Source organism: Arthrobacter sp. NicSoilC5, assembly GCF_019977395.1.
Classification (GTDB): Bacteria; Actinomycetota; Actinomycetes; order Actinomycetales; family Micrococcaceae; genus Arthrobacter.
On record NZ_AP024660.1, the window covers coordinates 3,613,797 to 3,633,531 of the forward strand.

General features: G+C 68.5%; 18 protein-coding genes. 8 read left to right on the forward strand and 10 right to left on the reverse strand.

Annotated features, from left to right (window positions below):
- Window positions 1-7: 7 nt before the first annotated feature.
- On the reverse strand, window positions 8-340 hold the full coding sequence (locus LDO22_RS16995) for a hypothetical protein (protein WP_224024774.1): 333 nt from the start codon (window positions 338-340) through the stop codon (window positions 8-10).
- A gap of 98 nt (window positions 341-438) precedes the next feature.
- Between LDO22_RS16995 and LDO22_RS17000 the strand changes: the two genes are divergently transcribed.
- Together LDO22_RS17000 and LDO22_RS17005 are read left to right on the forward strand one after the other, a co-directional pair.
- Window positions 439-1,062 (forward strand): TetR family transcriptional regulator, encoded by a 624-nt coding sequence (locus LDO22_RS17000; protein WP_159633419.1) that lies wholly within the window; start codon window positions 439-441, stop codon window positions 1,060-1,062.
- A gap of 83 nt (window positions 1,063-1,145) precedes the next feature.
- Entirely contained in the window at window positions 1,146-2,894 is a 1,749-nt protein-coding gene (locus LDO22_RS17005; RefSeq protein WP_224024776.1) for a pyruvate dehydrogenase, read from the forward strand.
- 170 nt (window positions 2,895-3,064) lie between these two features.
- Here LDO22_RS17005 and LDO22_RS17010 read toward each other — a convergent pair whose 3' ends face one another.
- The 7 genes from LDO22_RS17010 to LDO22_RS17040 form a co-directional block, all read right to left on the reverse strand.
- Window positions 3,065-3,922 (reverse strand): hydroxymethylpyrimidine/phosphomethylpyrimidine kinase, encoded by an 858-nt coding sequence (locus tag LDO22_RS17010; RefSeq protein WP_224024778.1) that lies wholly within the window; start codon window positions 3,920-3,922, stop codon window positions 3,065-3,067.
- Window positions 3,923-3,973: 51 nt separating this feature from the next.
- A complete protein-coding gene (locus tag LDO22_RS17015; RefSeq protein ID WP_224024780.1) occupies window positions 3,974-4,723 on the reverse strand; it encodes a dienelactone hydrolase family protein in 750 nt (249 codons plus the stop codon).
- Between the two features lie 35 nt (window positions 4,724-4,758).
- A complete protein-coding gene (gene tgt / locus LDO22_RS17020) occupies window positions 4,759-6,045 on the reverse strand; it encodes a tRNA guanosine(34) transglycosylase Tgt (protein ID WP_224024782.1) in 1,287 nt (428 codons plus the stop codon).
- Window positions 6,046-6,084: 39 nt separating this feature from the next.
- Window positions 6,085-6,813 (reverse strand): SRPBCC domain-containing protein, encoded by a 729-nt coding sequence (locus LDO22_RS17025; RefSeq protein ID WP_224024784.1) that lies wholly within the window; start codon window positions 6,811-6,813, stop codon window positions 6,085-6,087.
- A gap of 127 nt (window positions 6,814-6,940) precedes the next feature.
- Window positions 6,941-7,972 carry a DUF6707 family protein gene (locus tag LDO22_RS17030; RefSeq protein ID WP_159633396.1) on the reverse strand — a complete coding sequence of 344 codons (1,032 nt, stop codon included), beginning with the start codon at window positions 7,970-7,972 and terminating at the stop codon, window positions 6,941-6,943.
- An 88-nt stretch (window positions 7,973-8,060) separates the two neighbouring features.
- Window positions 8,061-8,600, reverse strand: coding sequence for an NUDIX hydrolase family protein (locus LDO22_RS17035; RefSeq protein ID WP_141158190.1), 540 nt, complete (start codon window positions 8,598-8,600; stop codon window positions 8,061-8,063).
- A gap of 9 nt (window positions 8,601-8,609) precedes the next feature.
- Window positions 8,610-9,362, reverse strand: a complete 753-nt coding sequence (locus LDO22_RS17040; RefSeq protein ID WP_224027272.1) for a VOC family protein — start codon at window positions 9,360-9,362, stop codon at window positions 8,610-8,612.
- 105 nt (window positions 9,363-9,467) lie between these two features.
- On the opposite strand from LDO22_RS17040, the gene LDO22_RS17045 reads away from it, so the two are divergent.
- Window positions 9,468-10,070, forward strand: coding sequence for a YdeI/OmpD-associated family protein (locus tag LDO22_RS17045; RefSeq protein ID WP_224024786.1), 603 nt, complete (start codon window positions 9,468-9,470; stop codon window positions 10,068-10,070).
- Between the two features lie 132 nt (window positions 10,071-10,202).
- The gene (locus tag LDO22_RS17050) at window positions 10,203-11,870 is read left to right on the forward strand and encodes a glycoside hydrolase family 32 protein (RefSeq protein WP_224024788.1); all 1,668 of its coding nucleotides are present in this window, start codon (window positions 10,203-10,205) and stop codon (window positions 11,868-11,870) included.
- Here the strand turns inward: LDO22_RS17050 and LDO22_RS17055 are convergent.
- Window positions 11,867-13,156 (reverse strand): glycoside hydrolase family 76 protein, encoded by a 1,290-nt coding sequence (locus LDO22_RS17055; RefSeq protein ID WP_224024790.1) that lies wholly within the window; start codon window positions 13,154-13,156, stop codon window positions 11,867-11,869. The genes LDO22_RS17050 and LDO22_RS17055 overlap by 4 nt on opposite strands.
- 140 nt (window positions 13,157-13,296) lie before the next feature.
- Here LDO22_RS17055 and LDO22_RS17060 point away from each other — a divergent pair, with 140 nt between their 5' ends.
- Together LDO22_RS17060 and LDO22_RS17065 are read left to right on the forward strand one after the other, a co-directional pair.
- The gene (locus tag LDO22_RS17060; RefSeq protein ID WP_224024793.1) at window positions 13,297-14,091 is read left to right on the forward strand and encodes a 3-hydroxyacyl-CoA dehydrogenase; all 795 of its coding nucleotides are present in this window, start codon (window positions 13,297-13,299) and stop codon (window positions 14,089-14,091) included.
- On the forward strand, window positions 14,088-15,293 hold the full coding sequence (locus LDO22_RS17065) for an acyl-CoA dehydrogenase family protein (protein ID WP_159633378.1): 1,206 nt from the start codon (window positions 14,088-14,090) through the stop codon (window positions 15,291-15,293). Before LDO22_RS17060 ends, LDO22_RS17065 begins: the two co-directional genes overlap by 4 nt.
- A gap of 12 nt (window positions 15,294-15,305) precedes the next feature.
- Here LDO22_RS17065 and LDO22_RS17070 read toward each other — a convergent pair whose 3' ends face one another.
- Window positions 15,306-16,160, reverse strand: coding sequence for a DUF1684 domain-containing protein (locus tag LDO22_RS17070; RefSeq protein WP_224024795.1), 855 nt, complete (start codon window positions 16,158-16,160; stop codon window positions 15,306-15,308).
- A 92-nt stretch (window positions 16,161-16,252) separates the two neighbouring features.
- Here LDO22_RS17070 and LDO22_RS17075 point away from each other — a divergent pair, with 92 nt between their 5' ends.
- Together LDO22_RS17075 and ppc are read left to right on the forward strand one after the other, a co-directional pair.
- Window positions 16,253-16,792: a hypothetical protein gene (locus tag LDO22_RS17075; RefSeq protein WP_224024797.1), complete on the forward strand. Its 540-nt coding sequence runs from the start codon at window positions 16,253-16,255 to the stop codon at window positions 16,790-16,792.
- Between the two features lie 113 nt (window positions 16,793-16,905).
- On the forward strand, window positions 16,906-19,713 hold the full coding sequence (ppc, locus tag LDO22_RS17080; protein WP_224024799.1) for a phosphoenolpyruvate carboxylase: 2,808 nt from the start codon (window positions 16,906-16,908) through the stop codon (window positions 19,711-19,713).
- Window positions 19,714-19,735 lie beyond the last annotated feature (22 nt).

The following is a 19,735-nucleotide window of genomic DNA, read 5'->3' on the forward strand; positions in this document are numbered from 1 at the left end:
AGCCCCTTTAGCGGCGCGTCGTCCGCCGGCGCACCAGGTACCCGTGCGCGGCGAACAGGCGGGGCAGCACCACGTACACCGCGGTAGGAACCACCACCATGGTCAGCCCCATGGCCCGGAAGACGGGGTGCCAGGTTTCCATGAGGGGTGCGGCCGCCATCATGCCAATGGCAACCAGCGGAAAAATTGCCAGCCAGGTGATGGCCGCGCGGACATGGATGGACGGCGGAGCCGCCGGAACTCCCGGCACCGGTGGGACTACGGGGACCACGGGCTGGGGAGCGGAAAGGGTTGCCGGCTGGGCAACGGCGGGGGCTGCGGGCTGTGGAACCGTGTCCATGGAAACTCCAACTGATTAGTTGCTTATTGCTTGCAAAGACACTAAACGCGCACAGGTGCAATTGCAACTACCTGGTTGGAATTGCGTAGACTTATGTCATGGCATGGAACACAGCGCGGACCAGGGAACTGCTGCTGGCCGCTGCCACGGAGGAGTTCAGTGCCAAGGGGCTCGCGGGCGCCCGGGTGGACCGCATTGCAGCCGCCGCCGGCGTGAACAAGGAGCGCATCTACCAGTACTTCGGCAAGAAGGATGAGCTGTTCGACGCCGTCCTGGCCGCCGAAATGGTCCGGGTCATGACCGAGGTGCCCATCACCGGCAGCGGGCCGGAGGCGTTCGGCGAATACGCCGGCCGCCTCTTCGACCGGCACACCACCGACGGCGTCCTGCCCAGGCTCCTGTTCTGGGAAGGCCTGGAGCGGGGCGGGGAAACAGTCAGCCGCGCCACCCGGTCCGACCACTGCGCCATCAAGGTAGGCCAGGTCCTGGACGTCCTGCCCGGAATCGACCGGACTGACGCCGCGGACCTGCTGATCACCGTCATCACCCTGTGCGACGGCTGGCCGGTCCTGCCCCAGATCGACACGCTCCTGGCGGGCAGCAGTGCTGACCGGACCACCCGTCGTCGGGCGTTCATCGTGCGGACCGCAACCCTGCTCGCTGAAGCCCTCGCCGCCGAGGTGCGGGCAGCCCCCGGAGCTGCCCTGGACCAGGCCGGCTAGGAGGCCTGCCGGGGAACCGGCCGGGTGGGCGGACTATATTGGGCCATGTCAGCACACCACCACCATCGCGGGAGTCTGCACCCATGGCCAAGGAACTTGCCACCCAGCTCATCGAACAACTCCAGGCTGCCGGCGTGCAGCGGATCTACGGGATTGTGGGCGACAGCCTCAACCCGATCGTGGATGCCGTCCGCCAGACCGGCGGCTCCGCGAAGGGCGGCATTGACTGGATCCACGTCCGCCATGAGGAAGCCGCCGCCTTTGCGGCCGCAGCCGAAGCGCAGCTCACCGGAAAGCTTGCCGTGTGCGCCGGATCCTGCGGCCCCGGAAACCTGCATCTGATCAACGGCCTGTACGACGCCAACCGCTCCGGCGCTCCGGTGCTGGCCATCGCCTCCCACATTCCCAGCAAGCAGATCGGCAGCAGCTTCTTCCAGGAGACCCACCCGGACCGCCTGTTCAACGAATGCTCGGTGTACTCGGAGCTGGTCAGCACCGCAGAGCAGGCTCCCCGGGTAATGCACAGTGCCATCCAGCACGCGCTGGGGCTTGGGGGAGTGGCCGTCGTGACCCTGCCGGGTGACATTGCCGGGCTGGAGGCCGCCGGCCCCACCCCGCTGCCTGCCACCTTCCGGCCTGCCAGCCTGGTCCCGGACCCGGCCAGCGTCCAGGCCCTCGCGGACGCCATCAACGACGCCGGCAAGGTGGCCATCTTCGCCGGCGCCGGCGTGGAAGGGGCACACAGCGAGCTGATGGCGCTCGCCGACCTGGCCAAGGCGCCGGTGGGGCACTCGCTGCGCGGCAAGGACTTCGTCCAGTACGACAACCCGTTCGATATCGGCATGACCGGGCTGCTGGGCTACGGGGCCGCGGCGGAAGGCATCGAGGACGCCGACCTGCTGGTCCTCCTGGGCACCGACTTCCCATACGACCAGTTCCTGCCGGACACCCGCACCGCGCAGGTGGACCGGGTGGCCCACCGGCTGGGCCGCCGGACCGACGTCGACATTGCCGTCCACGGCGACGTGCTGCCCACCCTGCGCGCACTGCTCCCGCTGGTGAAGGCGAAGAAGAGCCGCAGGTTCCTGGACCAGATGCTGAAGAAGCACGACCGGCTGATGAACAAGGCCGTGGGCGCCTACACCCGGAAGGTGGAGAAGAAGCAGCCCATCCACCCGGAGTACGCGGCGTCCCTGCTGGACCAGGTGGGCGCCGAGGACGCCATCTTCACCGCGGACACGGGCATGTGCAACGTCTGGACCGCGCGGTACATCAACCCGCTGGGCACCCGCCGCCTGATCGGATCCTTCCTGCACGGCTCCATGGCCAACGCCCTCCCGCACGCCATCGGCGCACAGCTGGCATTCCCCGGCCGCCAGGTCATCTCGGTGTCCGGCGACGGCGGCCTGTCCATGCTGCTGGGCGAGCTCATCACTGCCGCCGCCTACAAACTGCCCGTCAACGTGGTGGTCTTCAACAACTCCACGCTCGGCATGGTCAAGCTCGAGATGCTGGTGGACGGACTGCCCGATTTCGGTGTGGACGTCCCCGATGCCAACTACGCGGCCGTGGCACAGGCGCTGGGCTTCCATGCGGTGAGGGTCACGGATCCGGCGCAGATCGAATCGGCGTACCGGGAAGCGTTCGCCCACCCCGGCCCGTCGCTGGTGGAACTCATCACCGACCCCAAGGCGCTGTCCATCCCGCCGAAGATCTCCGGTTCCCAGGTGATCGGGTTCGCCACGGCCATGTCCAAGGTGGTGCTGAACCGCGGGGCGGGTGAGGCCGTGAGTATGGCGCGCAGCAACCTGCGCAACATCCCGCGGCGCTGACCGGGGGCAAAACCCGCCATCACATCCTGCCCATAAATCCGGAACGCGTCTGCACTTTATGCAAACGCGTTCCGGATTTTACGGCGAGAAGTGATGGGGCGTTTGGGTTATAGGGGCCAAAAGTGATGGGGCGTTTGGGTTTTAGGGGCGAAAAGTGATGGGGCGTTTGGTCAGCGGGCGCCGCCCTGCCACAGGGCGTCGAACGGGGCGCCGGAGGCAACGCGGTTGCGGATGCCGGCGGTAACGAAGTCCTTGGCGGTCCGGGCGGCCTCCAGCGGGCTGGCGCCCTTGGCCAGTTCCGCCGTTACGGCGGCGGCCAGCGAGCAGCCGGCGCCGGATACTGCCACCTCGCCCACCTTCGGGGCACTGAGGACTTCGAGGGTCTGGCCGTCGTAGAAAACGTCGACGGCGTCGGGGCCTTCCAGCCGGACCCCGCCCTTGGCCAGGACTGCTGCGCCGCTGAGCTCGTGGATGCGCACGGCAGCGGCCTTCAGCGACTCCACGTCCGTGATCTCCAGGCCGGCCAGTGATTCCGCCTCGAAGTGGTTGGGCGTGACGAAGGTGGCCAGCGGCAGGATCTGCGACTTCAGGGCCTGGTCCGTGTCCAGTGCGTGCCCCGGCTCCTGGCCCTTGCAGATCAGCACCGGGTCCAGGACAACGTTGGCGAAGCTGTTCTCCTGCAGGGCGCCGGCCACCGTGCTGATGGTGGCCGGGCTGCCCAGCATGCCGATCTTCACCGTGTCCAAAGCCGAAGGGGCGCCCGACGCCGGACCGTAGGCCGCCGTCGTCGCCTCCAGTTGATCGGCAATCACCTGCTGGTCCACCGGCACGAAGCGGTGGTTCCAGCTGTCCTTGGGGTCGAAGGACACGATGCAGGTCAGGTTGGCGATGCCGAAGACGCCCAGTTCCTGGAAGGTCTTCAGGTCGGCCTGCGCGCCGGCGCCACCGGTGGCTTCGGACCCGGCGATGGTGAGGACGACGGCGGGACGTGCGGCGGGCAGCGTTGCGTCAGGGGTAGCGGAAGTCATGCACCCATCCTGCCACCCGGCGTCGGACGCCCGCCAAACCGGCCGGCCGGGTCAGCCCTTCAGCGCCCCGTCCAGCAGGGCGCGCAGCTCACGGAAGTGCCGCTCCGTGGCTTCCGGGTGGAACGCCGAGGTGTCCGCCATGCTGTATCCGTGAGGTGCCCCTTCGTAGATCTCGTTGGATGCCTCGAGCCCGGCGTCCTTGAGCGCTTCGCCCAGGCGCGCGACGGCGTCGGGGGCCATGCTCCGGTCGTGGTCCGCGTGGCCAAAGACGAAGCGCGCCCGGGCCGTGCCAAGCCCCAGGTGAGGGCTGTCCGGATCCTCCGTTGCCAGGCCGCCACCGTGGAAGCCGCCACACGCTGCCACCAGGTCCGGGTGCGAGGTGGCGGTGCGGACCGCGAGCCGGGCACCCATGCAGTAGCCGGTGGTGCCAATAGGACCCGGCGCCACGCCGTCGAGCGCCGCCAGCGCGGAAACCCAGGCATCGATGTCCGGCAAGGCCTTGTCCGGGGTCAGCCGGCCCACCCGGGGGAACGCAGCCTTGCCGGCAGCTTCCCTGCCCTCCTGAGTGGACATGTCACCGGCCGGGGCCAGCTCGGCGACTGTTCCTTCCCGGTAGAACACGTTGGGCGCCAGCACCACGTAGCCCCAGTCGGCAATGCGCTGCGCCATCTCCTGGATGCGCGGGCGCAAGCCGAACGCGTCCATGTAGAAGATGACCCCCGGGAACGGGCCCGCTCCGGTAGAGGGGCGGGCGACAATGGCTTCGGCATGGCCTGCTGCGGCCTGGATCTCGATGAGCATTTGGTCAGGATAGCGGAGCCACCCGGGAGCCACGCTCAGGAGTAGTACCGGCCGAGGGTTTCGGCCTTGAAATCGAAGAAGGTGCCGGATTCGATGGCCAGCCGGGCGTCGTCCACCATCTTCACCACGAACCGCTCGTTGTGGATGGAGATGAGGGTGGCGGACACCATTTCCTTGGCCTTGAACAGGTGGTGGATGTAGGCCCGCGAATAGTTGGCGCAGGCGTAGCAGTCGCAGCCTTCCTGCAGCGGCCCAAAATCACGCTTGTACTTGGCGCCGGAAAGATTGAACCGGCCGTACGGGGTATAGAACGCGGAGTTGCGTGCCACCCTGGTGGGGGAGACGCAGTCAAAGGTATCCGCGCCGTTTTCGATGGCGGTGAAGATGTCATCCGGCTCGGAAATACCCAGCAGGTGCCGCGGCTTGTCTTCCGGCAGTTCCTCGTTGCACCAGCGCACGATGGTGCCCAGGTTCTCCTTCTCCAGCGCCCCGCCGATGCCGAACCCGTCGAACGGCATCGCGCCGAGGTCGCGGCAGGCTTTCCGGCGCAGGTCTTCATACTGGGCGCCTTGGATCACGCCGAACAGGGCCTGGTAGGGCTTGGCCGCCCGTTCCTCCGTCAGGCGGAAGTGTTCCTCGATGCACCGTTCCGCCCACAGCCGGGTGCGTTCCAGTGATTCCTCCTGGTACCGCCGGGAGTTCTGCAGGGTGGTCAGCTCGTCGAACGCGAACATGATGTCCGCGCCGATCTGGTGCTGGACCTGCATGGAGATCTCGGGGGAGAAGCGGTGCCGGTCGCCGTTCAGGTGGGACTTGAACCAGACGCCGTCGTCGTCAATATGGGCCAGGCGTTCCTTGCCGGGGGCCACGGCATCATCCGGTCCGGAGGCGTCCACGGATTTCATGTCGATGACCTTCTTGAACCCGGAGCCGAGGCTCATCACCTGGAATCCGCCGGAGTCGGTGAAGGTGGGGCCGGGCCAGTTCATGAAGGCACCCAGGCCGCCGGCCGCATCCAGGATGTCCGGGCCCGGCTGCAGGTACAGGTGGTAGGCGTTGGCCAGCAGCGCCTGGGCGCCCAGGTCCGCCATGGATTCCGGCAGCACGGCCTTGACGGTGGCCTTGGTGCCGACGGCGATGAACGCCGGCGTCTGGATCTCACCGTGCGGCGTGGTGATGGTGCCGGTGCGGCCCAGGAATTCCCCGTCGTTTTCCGCTACCTGAGCCGCCGTCGGCGGGCAGGACTCCGCCAGGCGGGTGCCGACCGTGAAGGAGAACTGGGATCGGGTTTCAGGCAGGGCGAAGGCGGGGTTGGCTGGCACCGTACCAGTGTGCCAGCAAACCGCGCGGCCCCAGTAAACTCAGCTGGCCGGTTCGGAAGCCGGGTAGTTCTCGGACCGCCAGGAATCCCAGGATTGCCGGATGGCCTCGAAGGCGCCGGCGCCGAGGTCGTACGTGGAAGCGATGACCAGCGAGCCGTCACCCTCCGCGCGGACATCCTTGATGGCCGGGTGGTCCGCCACCACCAGCAGCCCCTCGCCGTGTTCGGCGTAGCTGTGCACCGTGAGGCCCACCTGGTGGCTGGTCCGGTACCAGACCTTGCCGCTGATGTCCTCGCCGGTGCCGAGTGTCAATTGGTAGGGCTCGCCCGGCGCCGGGAGGTCGGAGAGCCCCAGCTTCTCAATGGCGGAGGCTTTGCCCTCGGTCAGGTGCAGGAACAGGGTGTGCCGCTTGCCGTGCGGGTGGCGTTCCAGGGCGAAGCGGAGTTGCTGCAGGAAGGTCAGCCAGCCCTGCGTGACGTCCTCGTCCCAGGCAGCCCACTCGGAGTCATGGTCCACGGCGGCGCGGGTGACACTGACCCGGGTTCCACCGGCCTCCGGGTGGAGCTCAAACGTGTCCCCGCCGTGCACGGTGAGGCTGGTGTGGTCCGGTGCTTCCTGCACGTCACTGGAGAAGTAGATCTCCTTGATCTCGGACTCCAGGTCCTCGGCCTGCCAGCCATGCCACTGGGCCACCTTGGACGGTTCACGCAGCATGGTCCAGACCTGCGGCGCGTCGGCGTTGATCACTACGCTGAGATTGTTGGTCATAGCCCCGAATGTACGCCCCGGACATAGCCTCGGGTAGGGGCAATTTCCCATTGCGGGAAGGCACCGGGAAGGCACCGGGAAGACGCCCGTAAGGCCCGCGGGAGGCGCCTCCCGGACGCCCCGCAGGTCAGGAGCGGACGGCCTCCAGCTCGTTGCTGATGCGCCGTTCCAGTTCGGACGTCCCGATGGTTTCCGAGCCGCCGTGCGCCCGCAGGAACAGCAGGGATTCCAGCCGCAGCAGCCGCCATTCGCGCTCGGCGTCATGGTTGGAGTTGTCGATGGAGCGGAAGATTTCCTTGTCGTACAGGTTGGGCTCGTTGAGCGAGCGCTGCCGCACCTTGGCTGCCATGCGCGCCTTGAACGGGTCCGTTTCCTGGTTTTCCGGGGTGCGGATCAGTTTCTCGTACACTTCGGCGCGTTCGTCCTGGCCGTCCTGCCGGCAAATGTAGCTGGCCAGCGCCAGGGAGGCCTCCACCGAGGTCCACCGGCCCGGGTTTCCGTCATAGGGCAGCACGGTGATCAGGTCTGCCACGGACAGTGCGCCGTCCGCGTCCTTGAGCGTGATGAACAGTTCGTGCGCCAGGTCGCTGAGGTCCTTCAGGCAGCTTCCGGATTTGAAGTTGACGCCCTTGGACAGCCTGTCGGCCAGGAGCAGCACGCCCTCCGCATCCGGGTGCGCCTCCGCGGCGGCCTCCACTACTGATTCGGGGGTGCCGGCCGGCGCCGGGATGAGTGCCAGTTCCTCCTCGCTGGGCCCGGTCGCTGCGGGCGGCGCCGGCGGGAGGGGAGGGACGACGACGGCGGGCGCCACATTGAGGGGACCGGTCCCGGCGCCGGGCTGCTCCTGCGCACCGTTCCGCGGGGTCAGGGTTTCCGCCGGTGGTGCGGCCTCCGGAAGGTCCGCGGGCAGCGGAAGCTGGGTGACGTCGTCGTGCGCTCCGTCCACCACTGTGACCATGGTGCCGATGGCAACCCGCAGGGTTCCGCCGCCGGAGAGGCTGGCCAGTACCAGTGCGGGGGAGCCAAAATCGTCGTGCTCGAGCTCCACCTGGTCGATTTCGGCAGTGCGCCGGCCGTCGGGGAGGAGGATGTGGCTGCCGGTGGTCAGAGATCCAGCCTGCTGTTCACGGTGGTGCCTGGCGGCTGGTGATTCGGTCATGGGAGTCCTTAAGTTCTCTTGCGGTCCGCCCTACAGTCTACAAAGGCGGGCACTCAAAACCGGGGACCCCCACGTCCCGGCGGGGTGGTCAGAAGCCCACGCCTGCAAACGCCAGGGCCTGCCGGATCAGGCCGCCGCGGCCGCCGGAAAACTCCATCTGGACGCCCGGGCTGAGGACTTCCTCCGGGGTCATCCAGGTCAGCTCCAGGGCGTCCTGGCGCGGCTCGCACTCGCCCGTCACCGGGATCACGTAGGCCAGGGACACGGCGTGTTGCCGCTCGTCCGTGAAGCCGGTCTGGGACGGTGCCGGGAAGTATTCGGCCACCGTGAACGGCACGGGGCTCAACGGCAGCTGCGGGAACGCCAGGGGGCCGAGGTCCTTTTCCATGTGCCGCAGGAGGGCGGCGCGGATGGTTTCGCGGTAGATGACGCGCCCGGACACCAGGGAACGCACCATGGTCCCGTCTGCGTCCGCCTGCAGCAGCGTGCCCACTTCGTTGACGTAGCCCAGCGGGTCCAGCCGGACCGGTACTGCCTCGACGTACACCATGGGCAGCCGCCCCCGTGCCTCAAAGAGGTCTTCTTCAGAGAGCCAGCCGGGATTCGGGTCAGGTGTGCGCACGTTCATGCTTAAGTTCTACCCCATGGGGCGCCGCTGGGAGATCCACACCGTGGCGGGCGCGTTGGGGCCGCCGGCATCCGGGTTGGCTACGTGGAGGGTGCTTCCAAACGCCTCCTCGGTCAGGCTGGCGGTGAGGCCCGCGGCGGTGAGGCGCTCCTGCAACGGTTCCAGCCCGCCGTCGTATTCGAAACCCAAGCCTGACCTGGGCTGTCCGGTGGCCGGCCGAACCAGCAGGACGCCGCCGTTTTTGGCAGTGAAGTCTGCCGTCTCGTCATTGTCCGTCACGGGCCGGGGGCGGGCGCCGATGTGCAGCAGCGTGCGGACGGCCCCCTCCGGGTCCGCGGTGTACCAGACCGCCGCAACGGCCAGGGCGGGATCGGCGTCGGCGCACTGGGCGAAATGGGCGGCCTTGTCCGCCAGGAAGCTGAACCCGTCAGGCGCGCTGATCCGGCAGGCGTCACCGTGGTCAGCAGTGACGAGTTCGGCCGGTCCGGCGCCTTCCGCCGCCCCTTCCTGTGGGGACTCCTCCTGTGCCGACAGGTTGGTGCGGCGGGCGAATTCGGCCACGTCTCCCACTTCCACCGCCAGCACCGTCCGGCCGTCCTGACCCGAATCCGCCTCCGCGGAGTGGAGCGCCACGCGGCCTGACGCCGAATCAAAGACCTGCCACCCGCCGTCGTCCTCTGTCTGCACCATCCCCAGGGTGGTGAGGAGCTGCTTCCAGGACTCGGTGCGCGAGGTGAAATGGACGGGGCGGACTCGGAGCATGGCGTTGTCCTCAGGTGGCGGATGGATCTGTAGGGCCATGATGCCACGCGAAACCGCTCTGCACACGGAGCTTGTGGCACGGGATTCCACGGGCAGAATTAGCCCATGGCCACTGAGCTTGAGGAACTGCTGCTGCCCGATGCCGCTGCCTGGCGTGCCTGGCTGGAAGTGAACCACGGCACCAGCCCGGGGGTGTGGCTGGTGCTGCACAAGAAGGGCGGGACGGTGACGGGCCTTGACTACGCGGCGGCCCTGGACGAGGCCCTGTGTTTTGGCTGGATCGACGGGCAGGGCCGGCGCCGGGACAGCGAAAGCGTGTTCCAGCGGATGACGCCGCGGCGCCCCCGGAGCGTCTGGTCGGCGCGGAACGTGGGGCACATCGCGCGGCTGGAGGAAACGGGCAAGATGACCGACGCCGGCAGGGCGGCGGTGGAGGCCGCCAAGGCCGACGGCCGCTGGGACGCCGCTTACGGCGGTCAGGCTGACGTCGAAGTTCCCGCAGACCTGGCAGCAGCCATCGCCGCCAACCCCGCCGCGCAGGCAATGTTCGATGTCCTGACGAAAACCAACCTGTTCTCCCTGGTGTACCGGACGAATTCGGCCAAGCAGGCAGCCACCCGGGAGCGCAGGATCGCTGGCTTCGTGGACATGCTGGCGCGCGGTGAGACGCCGTATCCGCAGAAGAAGCGCCCCGCCGGGCAGGGCTAGTGCCGGCTGTGTGACGCCCGGGATTCTGCTCCCGCGGGGCTGGCCGGTAAAATTGACGGTTCACTTGCGCTGGTGCCGTTCCCCGAACCCGGGGGACGGCACTTGTGCGTTCAGCGAGGGATTGACACCGCCATGCCCCCCAAAATTCCGGAAACCGTTCCCGCCGCCGTTCGGCGCCGCCCCGTCCTGTGGGCCCTGGCGGCCGTGACGGTGCTGGTGCTGGCCGGGTTGCTGGTGCTGGGCGGCAACATCCAGAGGGACGGCGGGCAAGCCGGAACCCCGCAGGCCGGTACCGGGCAGAGCGGTACCGGGCAGCCCGGTGATCCGCCGGCAGCCGCCCCCGCGGACGATCCCGGCTACCGGCCCGCGTACCACCTCACCCCTGACCAGCACTGGATGAACGATCCGCAGCGGCCCTTCTTCCTCGATGGCCGGTGGCACTATTACTACCTCTACAACGCCGACTACCCGGAAGGGAACGGCACCGAGTGGTTCCACGCCACCAGCACGGACCTGGTGCACTGGAAGAACGAAGGGGTGGCCATTCCCAAGTTCCGCAACGGCCTGGGCGACATCGAAACCGGGTCCGCGGTGGTGGACACCGAGGGGACAGCAGGATTCGGCAAGGGGGCCGTGATCGCCGTCCTCACCCAGCAGCACGACGGTGTCCAGCGCCAGTCCCTGTTCTACTCCACCGACAAGGGCTACAGCTTCCAGGCCTACGGGCAGAACCCGGTGATGGAGAACCCCGGCGCCGAGCATTGGCGGGACCCCAGGATCATCCGGGACGAGGCCACCAACCAATGGCTCATGCTGCTCGCGGAGGGCCACAAGATCGGCTTCTACACCTCCCGGGACCTCAAGCAGTGGACCTACGTTTCGGGGTTTGGCCAGGAGGGGCTGGGAATCCTCGAGTGCCCGGACTTCTTCCAGATGGACGTCGACGGCGACCCCGCCAAACGGACGTGGGTCCTGGCAGCGAGCGCCAACGGGTCCGGGGAGGGCCGCACCACCGGGCTGGCCTACTGGACCGGCAGCTTCGACGGAAAGGCCTTCGCGCCGGACGGCGGCCACCAGTGGCTGGACGGCGGGCCGGACTTCTACGCGGCCGTCACCTGGGATGACCCGCGGCTGGACGATGCGCAGCGGAAGGCGTCCCGCCACGCCATCGGCTGGATGAACAACTGGGCCTACGCCCGGCAGCTCCCCACCGGTGACTGGTACGGGTCCGCTTCCGTGGTGCGGGATATCAGGCTGGCGTCCGACGGCGGACGGCCGGCCTTGGTGTCCGCGCCCACCGCCGCGCTCCAGTCGCTGGAAGGGGATCCGGTCCAGTTGCCCGGCGGCAGCATCGGTGGCGGGACGGCACTGCCGGTTCCGGACAGCGGCGCCTTCAAGGCCGACGTCGAGCTGGCCAAGCCCGCGGACGGGACCGGTGAGGTGCGGCTGCTGCTGCAAAGCGGCGGCACCACCTACGCCACGGTGGGCTACGATTTCGCGGCCGGCCGGGCCTTCGTGGACCGCGGCGGCGATGCGGCGGCCGGCGGGAGCGGCCTGGCGGACCGGGAGGACGCCCGCGGCGAATACCGGCAGGCGCGGTCGGTGGACGCGCGGCCCACCGGGGACGCCGTCCGACTCACCGTCTACGTGGACAGGTCATCCGTGGAGGTCTTCGTGGACGGACAGGCCCTGACGTCCCTGGTGTTTCCGCCGGCGGGCCCCAGGGAAGTGCGGCTGGCGGCCGACGGTGCCGTGTCACTCCGGCACGGCACCGTCACGCCGCTGGCCGGCATCCGCTAGGCGCCAGCCGCGCTGACGGCCGCCGCGGCCTCCAGCGTCATCCATGCCTGGAGCTGGGTGGAAAGTTCGACGGCGGCGCCCGGCGGATACGCAGCGGCCGCCGGTTGGGCGGCGTGCAGCGAAAAGATGCTCTTGCCTTCCCGCCCGGCTCCCGCTTCGCCCGGCCCCACGGGGCGCCGGCCGGACCAGAACGCTTCAGCGGTGTCGGTCACCAGCCGCGCGGCCGTGGCGCGGGTGGCGTCGGGAAGCCGGCGGTCTGCTGCGGCGAGCGCCAGGTAACGGCAGAGGATCCCGGTGAAGAGGCCGCCGTCGCCCGTTCCCTCACAGCGCAGCACTGAACCACCGGCGCCGGCACCGGGGCCGGAACTGTCCGCCGGGACGGTCAGCAGCCGCTGCACCGCGTCCACCAGGACCGCGGCCCGCGCCAGGTTCGCCTCGCCCCCGAGCTCGAGGAGCGCACCCAGCACCGGGCCCTGGTTGTAGGTGTACACCGCACGTTCCAGCACAACCTCTCCGGCGGGATTCAGGCGTGCACCGTCAAGGTAGAGGGCCTGGTCCGCGTCAAAGAGCGTGGCGTCCAGCCAGTCCAGCAGCGCCTGGGCCTTGGCGTGCTGGCCGGTGCGGGCATAGAACAGGGCCACCGGCGCCGTGGCGGGAGTGTTCTTGAAGTCCCGTTTCTTGCTCCAGAACGTCCCGCCGCCCAGGTCGTCGGTGCACGCGGCGTCGAACTGCAGCGCCAGCGACGCACGGACCACGGCGTTACGGCGGCGTCCTGGACGCCGGGTCTCCTCAGCCAGGTTGTCCAGCCGAAGGGTTGCCAGGGCAAGCCACGCCATGTCGTCGTAATAGCTGTTCACGAAGGTCAGGGCGTTGCGGAGCCTGATCCCGGTGACCAGCCGTGAGGCCAGGTGCCCTGCGCTGGGCCGGCCCGGGCCGTTGAACCGGGCCGCGGGGGTGGCACCGCCGCCAAGTTCCCGCCGCCCGGTGTCCACCAGGCAGTCAACGTAATGCGCCTGCCACCAGTAATGCCAGGGGAGGGCCAGGGACGCGGCCGGCCGCATCCGGCGGAGCGCGGCACGCCACCGCGGCCCCGGCTGGGTGCCGGGCTCCTGCTCCGGCATTGAGGGGGTGGGCTGATCGGCCGCATGCCGGCCCTGCCACAGCACGGCGCCCAGGTGGGTTCCGGGCAGGAACAGCAGTTTCCGGCCGAACAGGGCGGTCACGGAACGGGCGGCGTGGTTCGCCCGGTCCTGCCAGATGGTGGGGGAGGTGCTGCTGGACGTCATGCCGTCCACCCTAACCGGGCCGCCGGAGCCGGGAGGGCAGGGAACCGGGGGTGCGTGCGGCGGCGCCGGATTTCAGTTAACATGCATTAACTGTTGCCCAAGGCCGTGCCGCGGCGTGGGACACGCATCAAGGAGGATGTATGGACATCAAAGGCAGCGTCGCACTGGTGACAGGCGGGGCGTCCGGGCTGGGCGCAGCCACCGCGCAGAGATTGTTCGACGCCGGCGCATCCGTCGTGCTCGTTGACCTGCCGTCCTCAGGCGGCCAGGCAGTGGCCGACGAACTCAACGGCCGCGCCGCAGCCGGCCAGTCCGCCGTCTTTGCCCCCGCAGACGTGACCAGCGAAACGGACGTCCGGGCCGCCGTCGGGACCGCCGCAGGGCTGGGACCGCTGCGGATCGTGGTGAACTGCGCGGGGATCGCCACCCCGGGCAAGGTCCTGGGACGGGACGGCGTGCTGCCGCTGGAAACGTTCAGCAAGGTCATCCAGGTCAACCTGATCGGGACTTTCAACGTCCTGCGCCTGGCGGCCGAGGCCATGGTGGCCACCGAGCCCGCCGCCACCCCGCTGGGCGGCCCGGAACGCGGCGTCATCATCAACACCGCCTCAGTGGCTGCCTTCGACGGGCAGATTGGCCAGCCTGCATATTCCGCTTCCAAGGGCGCCGTGGCCGCCATGACGCTGCCGATTGCCCGCGAACTGGCGCGCTCGCTGGTCCGCGTGGTCACTATCGCCCCGGGCATTTTCGAGACTCCCATGATGGCCGGCCTGCCCCAGGAAGCGCAGGACTCGCTGGGGGCGCAGGTTCCGCACCCGTCCCGGCTGGGCAAGCCCGCGGAATACGCCAACCTGGTGGCGCACATCGTGGACAACGCCATGTTGAACGGTGAAACCATCCGCCTGGACGGCGCCATCCGGATGGGACCGAAATGAGCGCGCCGGACGTATCGCAGCTGCCGGCGGCGGACTTCTTCGCCGTCGAAGCAACACTGGACCCGGCCGAACGGACCAAGCTCGCCGAACTGCGGGACTTCCTGGCCGCCGAGGTGGCACCCTACGCCGGGGACTGGTGGAACAAGGCCGAGTTTCCCGCGCACATCCTGCCCAAGCTGGCGGCCCTGGAACTGAGCACGCCCGTCCACCGCGGCTACAGCCATCTCTTCGCCGGGCTTGTCATTGCGGAGATAACCCGGGTGGACACCTCCCTGGCCACGTTTTTCCTGGTCCACCACGACCTCTTTGTCGAGTCCCTGCACACCTTCGGCACCGACGACCAGAAACAGCGGCTGCTGGCCGACGCCTCGGAACTGCGCACCACCGGCGCGTTCGCCCTCACCGAACCGCTGCACGGCTCGGACGTGGCGGGCGGCCTGGAGACCCGCGCCCGGCGGATCTCCTCCACCACGGGAGAAGCGGACGACGCCGGCGACACCTGGGTGCTGAACGGGGCCAAACGCTGGATCGGCAACGGGACGTTCTGCGACTACATGCTGGTGTGGGCGCGGGACGAGGCGGACGGCTCGGTGCGGGGCTTCATCGTGGACGCCACCCTGCCGGGGGTCAGCCGGAGCAGGATCGAGAACAAGATCGCCCTGCGCACTGTCCAGAACGCCGACATCGAGTTCCGCGACGTCAGGATTGCCGAGGCGGACCGGTTCGGCGGGATCAGCAGCTTCGAGGACACCAAGGAACTGCTCCGCAGCTCACGGATCATGGTGGCCTGGCAGGCGGTGGGCCAGCAGCTGGCGGCCTTCGACGTCGCCCGGCAGTACGCCGTGGAACGGCAACAGTTCGGCCGCCCGCTGGCCCATTTCCAGCTGATCCAGCAGCAGCTGGTGACCATGCTGGGCAACACCGTGGCCAGCATGTCCATGATGGCCGGGATCGCCAGGCTGCAGGAGGAGGGCGCCGCCGGCATGCCGCAGGTGGCGCTCGCCAAGTCCTACCTCAGCGCCCGCATGCGTGAGACGGTGGCGCTGGGCCGGTCCATCCTGGGCGGAAACGGGATTGTCACCGATTACCGGATGGCCAAGATCTTCGCCGACGCCGAGGCCATTTACACCTATGAGGGCTCGTTCGAGGTGAACACCCTGATCGTGGGCCGGGCCATCACCGGGATCTCAGCCATTTCCTGAGCTTCCCGGGCGCTACGCGGGGTAGGGCTCTTTCTCGCCGGCCTCCACCCGGATGTCGAGGCTGTTGTTCTTCACCGGCATGGGGCAGGTGCCGTAGGGGGTGAAGGCGCTGGGGTAGTTGATGGCCCGGTTGAAGTCCAGCACCACGGAGCCGTCCGGCCGGGGCCTGGGGAGGGAGAGTTTCCGCCACTCGTCCGTGGTGTCGCCGTTGGTTTCGTCGTGGAATGTGACGGTCAGGGCGCCGAGTTTCTCCTCCTCCGCCTGCAGCCGGAACTCGTGGCTGCTGCCCGGGAGGCGGAACACCACCTCGCCAACGCTGCGGTGCACGCCGTCAACCAGCGGGTTCGCGGTCCCGATCGGCACATCCACCGGTGCCGGGTACGGTTCAAACCGGCCCGTCACCTCCCAATCAGGGTTGTACGGAAAGGTGGGCACGCCGTCGAACTCCTTAAAGACCGGCGATGCCGCGTCCCGGGTCCGGATCGCATACCGGCCGCCGCGCATGGCCAGCTCCACCACCACCTGGTCACCGTCCGGGCCGCCGAACTGCACCCACATCAGCGACTCCTCGTCCGCCAGGACGGCGGACACCGTGCCGTCCACCTTTTCCCCTGTCTCCACCAGCGTGAGCCCGTCCGACGGAACCGCGGTGAGGAATGCCGTCGTACCTTTTGTTGCACCGGCGCCGTCCGTGGACCACAGGCCCGGGGCACGGTCGATGGCGGCCGGTGCGTCTTCCAGCCACTGAAAGGACGTGAGGGTCAGCCAGCCGTGCGGCGTTGCCAGGGCCTTGTTGCGGTTGGCGCGGAAGCGCTGCCAGCGCTCCTCCCTGGCGGCTGGAGCGGTGGCTGCTGGCGTGGTGGTCATGGTTCCTTCCGGTTTCGTCTGCCCCCGCTACAACCGCCGGCCAGGCATGTTCATTCCACCGCTGATTCCTTTATCCGGGGTTGAATGGAGACGTGGACATCCTTGCGGGAGTGAATCGGGAGTGGCTTGCCGCGCTCACCTGGCTGGCGGCCGCCCTTGCCGCCGCGGGCGTCCTGGCGTGGCGCCGGCGGCGGCCGGACCTCGCAGCGCCCGCCGCCGTCGCCGTCTTCATGGCAGCCAACGTGGGCGCCGGCATCTACGTCCTGAACCACCTCGCGGACGGGCGCTGGGGCGGGGACGCTCAGGCGAAACTCGCCCCGCCCGAACTCTCCGGGACCCCCGTCGTGGGCCAGTTCCTGCAGCCGCTCGACGGAGCCATGGCAGGCATGGCCGGCGGCGTCAACGATTTCATCGACTTCAGGGCCGCGTTGCCGGTGGCACTGGACTTCTTCGCGGCCGCCGGCTGGGCGCTGGCCCTCCTGGTGCCGCTGCTGCTCACGGCTGCCGTGGTCCAGGCCGGGAGGGCCCGGCGCCGCACGGCGGAGGCGGCCGCCTGGCAGGACGAGGTGCAGAACCTACGGGCTGAGCTCGACGCCGTCAAACGGCATGTGGGGTACCGCGACATCTTGTGAGACGGATTCCACTGACCCACGGGTCCGGGGGTAGCATCTTTAGCTAGTAACGTGGCTCACAGTATCCAGCGCAGTGTACGAGCCAAGTCCAAATCCCTCGAAAGATTGTTTCAATGGCTCACACTGCAACACCTCCCGAAACCGATCTTGCCTCCGAACTGCGCGCGGACGTCCGGCGTGTCTCCACCCTGCTGGGTGAATCGCTGGTCCGCCAGCACGGACCGGAACTCCTGGACCTCGTGGAGCAGGTCCGGCTCCTGACCAAGGAATCCAAAGAAGCAGCGCGCGGCGGTGCCCACGCCACCGGGCCCTGGAGCGCGCACGACGTCGTTGCCCAGGTCCGCGAACTGCTCGGCTCCCTGCCCATTGAGCAGGCAACCGACCTGGTGCGCGCCTTCGCCTTCTACTTCCACCTGGCCAACGCCGCCGAACAGGTGCACCGCGTTCGCGGCCTGCGGACCCGGGCCGAAAAGGACGGCTGGCTGGCCAAGACCGTGGCGGACATCGCCGCGCAGGCCGGACCGGACGTGCTGCAGGAAGTGGTCAACGGCCTGGACGTGCGTCCCATCTTCACCGCCCACCCCACCGAGGCGTCCCGCCGCTCCGTCCTGGACAAGATCCGCAAGCTCTCCGACGTCCTGTCCCAGTCCACGGCCGAAGGGTCCACGGCACGCCGCCGGCAGGACCGGCAGCTGGCAGAGATCATCGACCAGATGTGGCAGACCGACGAGCTGCGCCAGGTCCGGCCCACCCCCGTGGATGAGGCCCGGAACGCCATCTACTACCTGGGCGGAATCCTCACGGACGCGATGCCGGAAATGCTGTCCGAGCTCTCCGAACTGCTGGGCGAGCACGGCGTCACCCTTGCTTCCAAGGACGCCCCCATCCGGTTTGGCTCCTGGATCGGCGGTGACCGCGACGGCAACCCGAACGTCACCGCGGCCGTGACCCGCGAAATCCTGCAGATCCAGAACCAAAGCGCCATCCGGATCAGCATCGGCATGATCGATGAACTGATCTCCATCCTGTCCAACTCCACGGCCCTGGCAGGCGCGGACCAGCCGCTCCTGGAGTCCATCGACGAGGACCTGAAGAAGCTGCCCGGCCTGGACAAGCGGGTCCTGGAACTGAACGCCCAGGAGCCGTACCGGCTGAAGCTCACCTGCATCAAGGCCAAGCTCATCAACACGGGCAAGCGGGTGGCCGCCAACTCCAACCACGAGCATGGCCGCGACTACAGCGGAACCGAGGAGCTCCTGGCGGACCTGAACCTGCTGGAGCTCTCGCTCCGCAACCACTCCGCGGCCCTGGCGGCGGACGGCTCCCTGGCCCGCGTCCGCCGTGCCATCGCCTCCTTCGGCCTGCACCTGGCCACCCTGGACATCCGCGAACACGCAGACCACCACCACGACGCCGTCGGCCAGCTGATGGACCGGATCGGCGGCCCCGGACTGCGCTACGCCGAGCTGAGCCGTGAGGAACGCTTCGAGGTGCTCGGCTCCGAGCTGGCGTCCCGCCGCCCGCTGTCCGGCCACCCGATCAAGCTCGACGGCGCCGCCGACGGCACTTACGACGTCTTCCGCGAGATCCGCCGCGCCCTGCGCATGTACGGTCCGGACGTCATCGAGACCTACATCATCTCCATGACCCGCGGCGCCGACGACGTCCTGGCCGCAGCCGTCCTGGCCCGCGAAGCCGGCCTGGTGAACCTCTTCGGCGACAAGCCGTACGCCAAGCTCGGTTTTGCGCCGCTGCTGGAAACGGTGGAGGAACTGAGGGCCTCCGCCGAGATCGTCGACCAGCTGCTCTCCGACCCGTCCTACCGTGAGCTGGTGCGCCTGCGCGGCGACATCCAGGAAGTGATGCTGGGCTACTCGGACTCCAACAAGGAATCCGGCGTGATGACCAGCCAGTGGGAAATCCACAAGACGCAGCGCAAGCTGCGGGACGTCGCCGCCAAGCACGGCGTCCGCGTGCGCCTGTTCCACGGCCGTGGCGGTTCCGTGGGCCGTGGCGGCGGACCCACCTACGACGCCATCCTGGCCCAGCCCAACGGTGTCCTGGAAGGCGAAATCAAGTTCACCGAGCAGGGTGAAGTCATCTCGGACAAGTACTCCCTGCCGGAGCTGGCCCGCGAAAACCTGGAGCTGTCCCTGGCCGCCGTGCTGCAGGGTTCTGCCCTGCACCGGAACCCGCGGACCTCCGAGGACCAGCGAGAGCGGTACGGCCACGTCATGGAAGCCATCTCCGACGCCGCCTTTGACCGGTACCGGAAGCTGATCGACCACCCGGACCTGCCCGCCTACTTCATGGCCTCCACCCCGGTGGAGCAGCTGGGCTCCCTCAATATCGGTTCCCGCCCGTCCAAGCGTCCGGACTCCGGCGCCGGCCTGGGCGGCCTGCGCGCCATCCCCTGGGTATTCGGCTGGACCCAGTCCCGGCAGATCGTGCCCGGCTGGTTCGGTGTGGGCTCCGGGCTCAAGGCCGCCCGCGAGGCCGGACACTCGGCCCAGCTGGTGGAGATGATCGACCACTGGAACTTCTTCAAGTCCGTGCTGTCCAACGTCGAGATGACGCTCGCCAAAACGGACATGGATATCGCCGGCTACTACGTGTCCACCCTGGTCCCGGAGGAACTTCACCATCTGTTCCGCACCATCCGGGAAGAGTACGAACTCACGGTCGCCGAGGTGCGCAAGCTCACCGGCGAGAACATCCTCCTGGATGCCCAACCCACCCTGAAACGCTCCCTGGAAATCCGCGACCAGTACCTGGACCCCATCAGCTACCTCCAGGTGGAACTCCTGCGCCGCATCCGCACCGAGGGCGGGATCAGCGGGGCCGAGATCGATGAACGCCTCCAGCGGGCCATGCTGATCACCGTCAATGGCGTGGCGGCCGGCCTCCGCAACACCGGCTGATTCTCCAGTTGCTCCATCACGT

Bases quoted from the DNA above. Each gene is read 5' to 3' on its own strand.
- LDO22_RS16995 (WP_224024774.1), bottom strand. From the start codon at position 340: ATGGACACGGTTCCACAGCCCGCAGCCCCCGCCGTTGCCCAGCCGGCA.
- LDO22_RS17000 (WP_159633419.1), top strand. From the start codon at position 439: ATGGCATGGAACACAGCGCGGACCAGGGAACTGCTGCTGGCCGCTGCC.
- LDO22_RS17005 (WP_224024776.1), top strand. From the start codon at position 1,146: ATGGCCAAGGAACTTGCCACCCAGCTCATCGAACAACTCCAGGCTGCC.
- LDO22_RS17010 (WP_224024778.1), bottom strand. From the start codon at position 3,922: ATGACTTCCGCTACCCCTGACGCAACGCTGCCCGCCGCACGTCCCGCC.
- LDO22_RS17015 (WP_224024780.1), bottom strand. From the start codon at position 4,723: ATGCTCATCGAGATCCAGGCCGCAGCAGGCCATGCCGAAGCCATTGTC.
- LDO22_RS17025 (WP_224024784.1), bottom strand. From the start codon at position 6,813: ATGACCAACAATCTCAGCGTAGTGATCAACGCCGACGCGCCGCAGGTC.
- LDO22_RS17030 (WP_159633396.1), bottom strand. From the start codon at position 7,972: ATGACCGAATCACCAGCCGCCAGGCACCACCGTGAACAGCAGGCTGGA.
- LDO22_RS17035 (WP_141158190.1), bottom strand. From the start codon at position 8,600: ATGAACGTGCGCACACCTGACCCGAATCCCGGCTGGCTCTCTGAAGAA.
- LDO22_RS17040 (WP_224027272.1), bottom strand. From the start codon at position 9,362: ATGCTCCGAGTCCGCCCCGTCCATTTCACCTCGCGCACCGAGTCCTGG.
- LDO22_RS17045 (WP_224024786.1), top strand. From the start codon at position 9,468: ATGGCCACTGAGCTTGAGGAACTGCTGCTGCCCGATGCCGCTGCCTGG.
- LDO22_RS17050 (WP_224024788.1), top strand. From the start codon at position 10,203: ATGCCCCCCAAAATTCCGGAAACCGTTCCCGCCGCCGTTCGGCGCCGC.
- LDO22_RS17055 (WP_224024790.1), bottom strand. From the start codon at position 13,156: ATGACGTCCAGCAGCACCTCCCCCACCATCTGGCAGGACCGGGCGAAC.
- LDO22_RS17060 (WP_224024793.1), top strand. From the start codon at position 13,297: ATGGACATCAAAGGCAGCGTCGCACTGGTGACAGGCGGGGCGTCCGGG.
- LDO22_RS17065 (WP_159633378.1), top strand. From the start codon at position 14,088: ATGAGCGCGCCGGACGTATCGCAGCTGCCGGCGGCGGACTTCTTCGCC.
- LDO22_RS17070 (WP_224024795.1), bottom strand. From the start codon at position 16,160: ATGACCACCACGCCAGCAGCCACCGCTCCAGCCGCCAGGGAGGAGCGC.
- ppc (WP_224024799.1), top strand. From the start codon at position 16,906: ATGGCTCACACTGCAACACCTCCCGAAACCGATCTTGCCTCCGAACTG.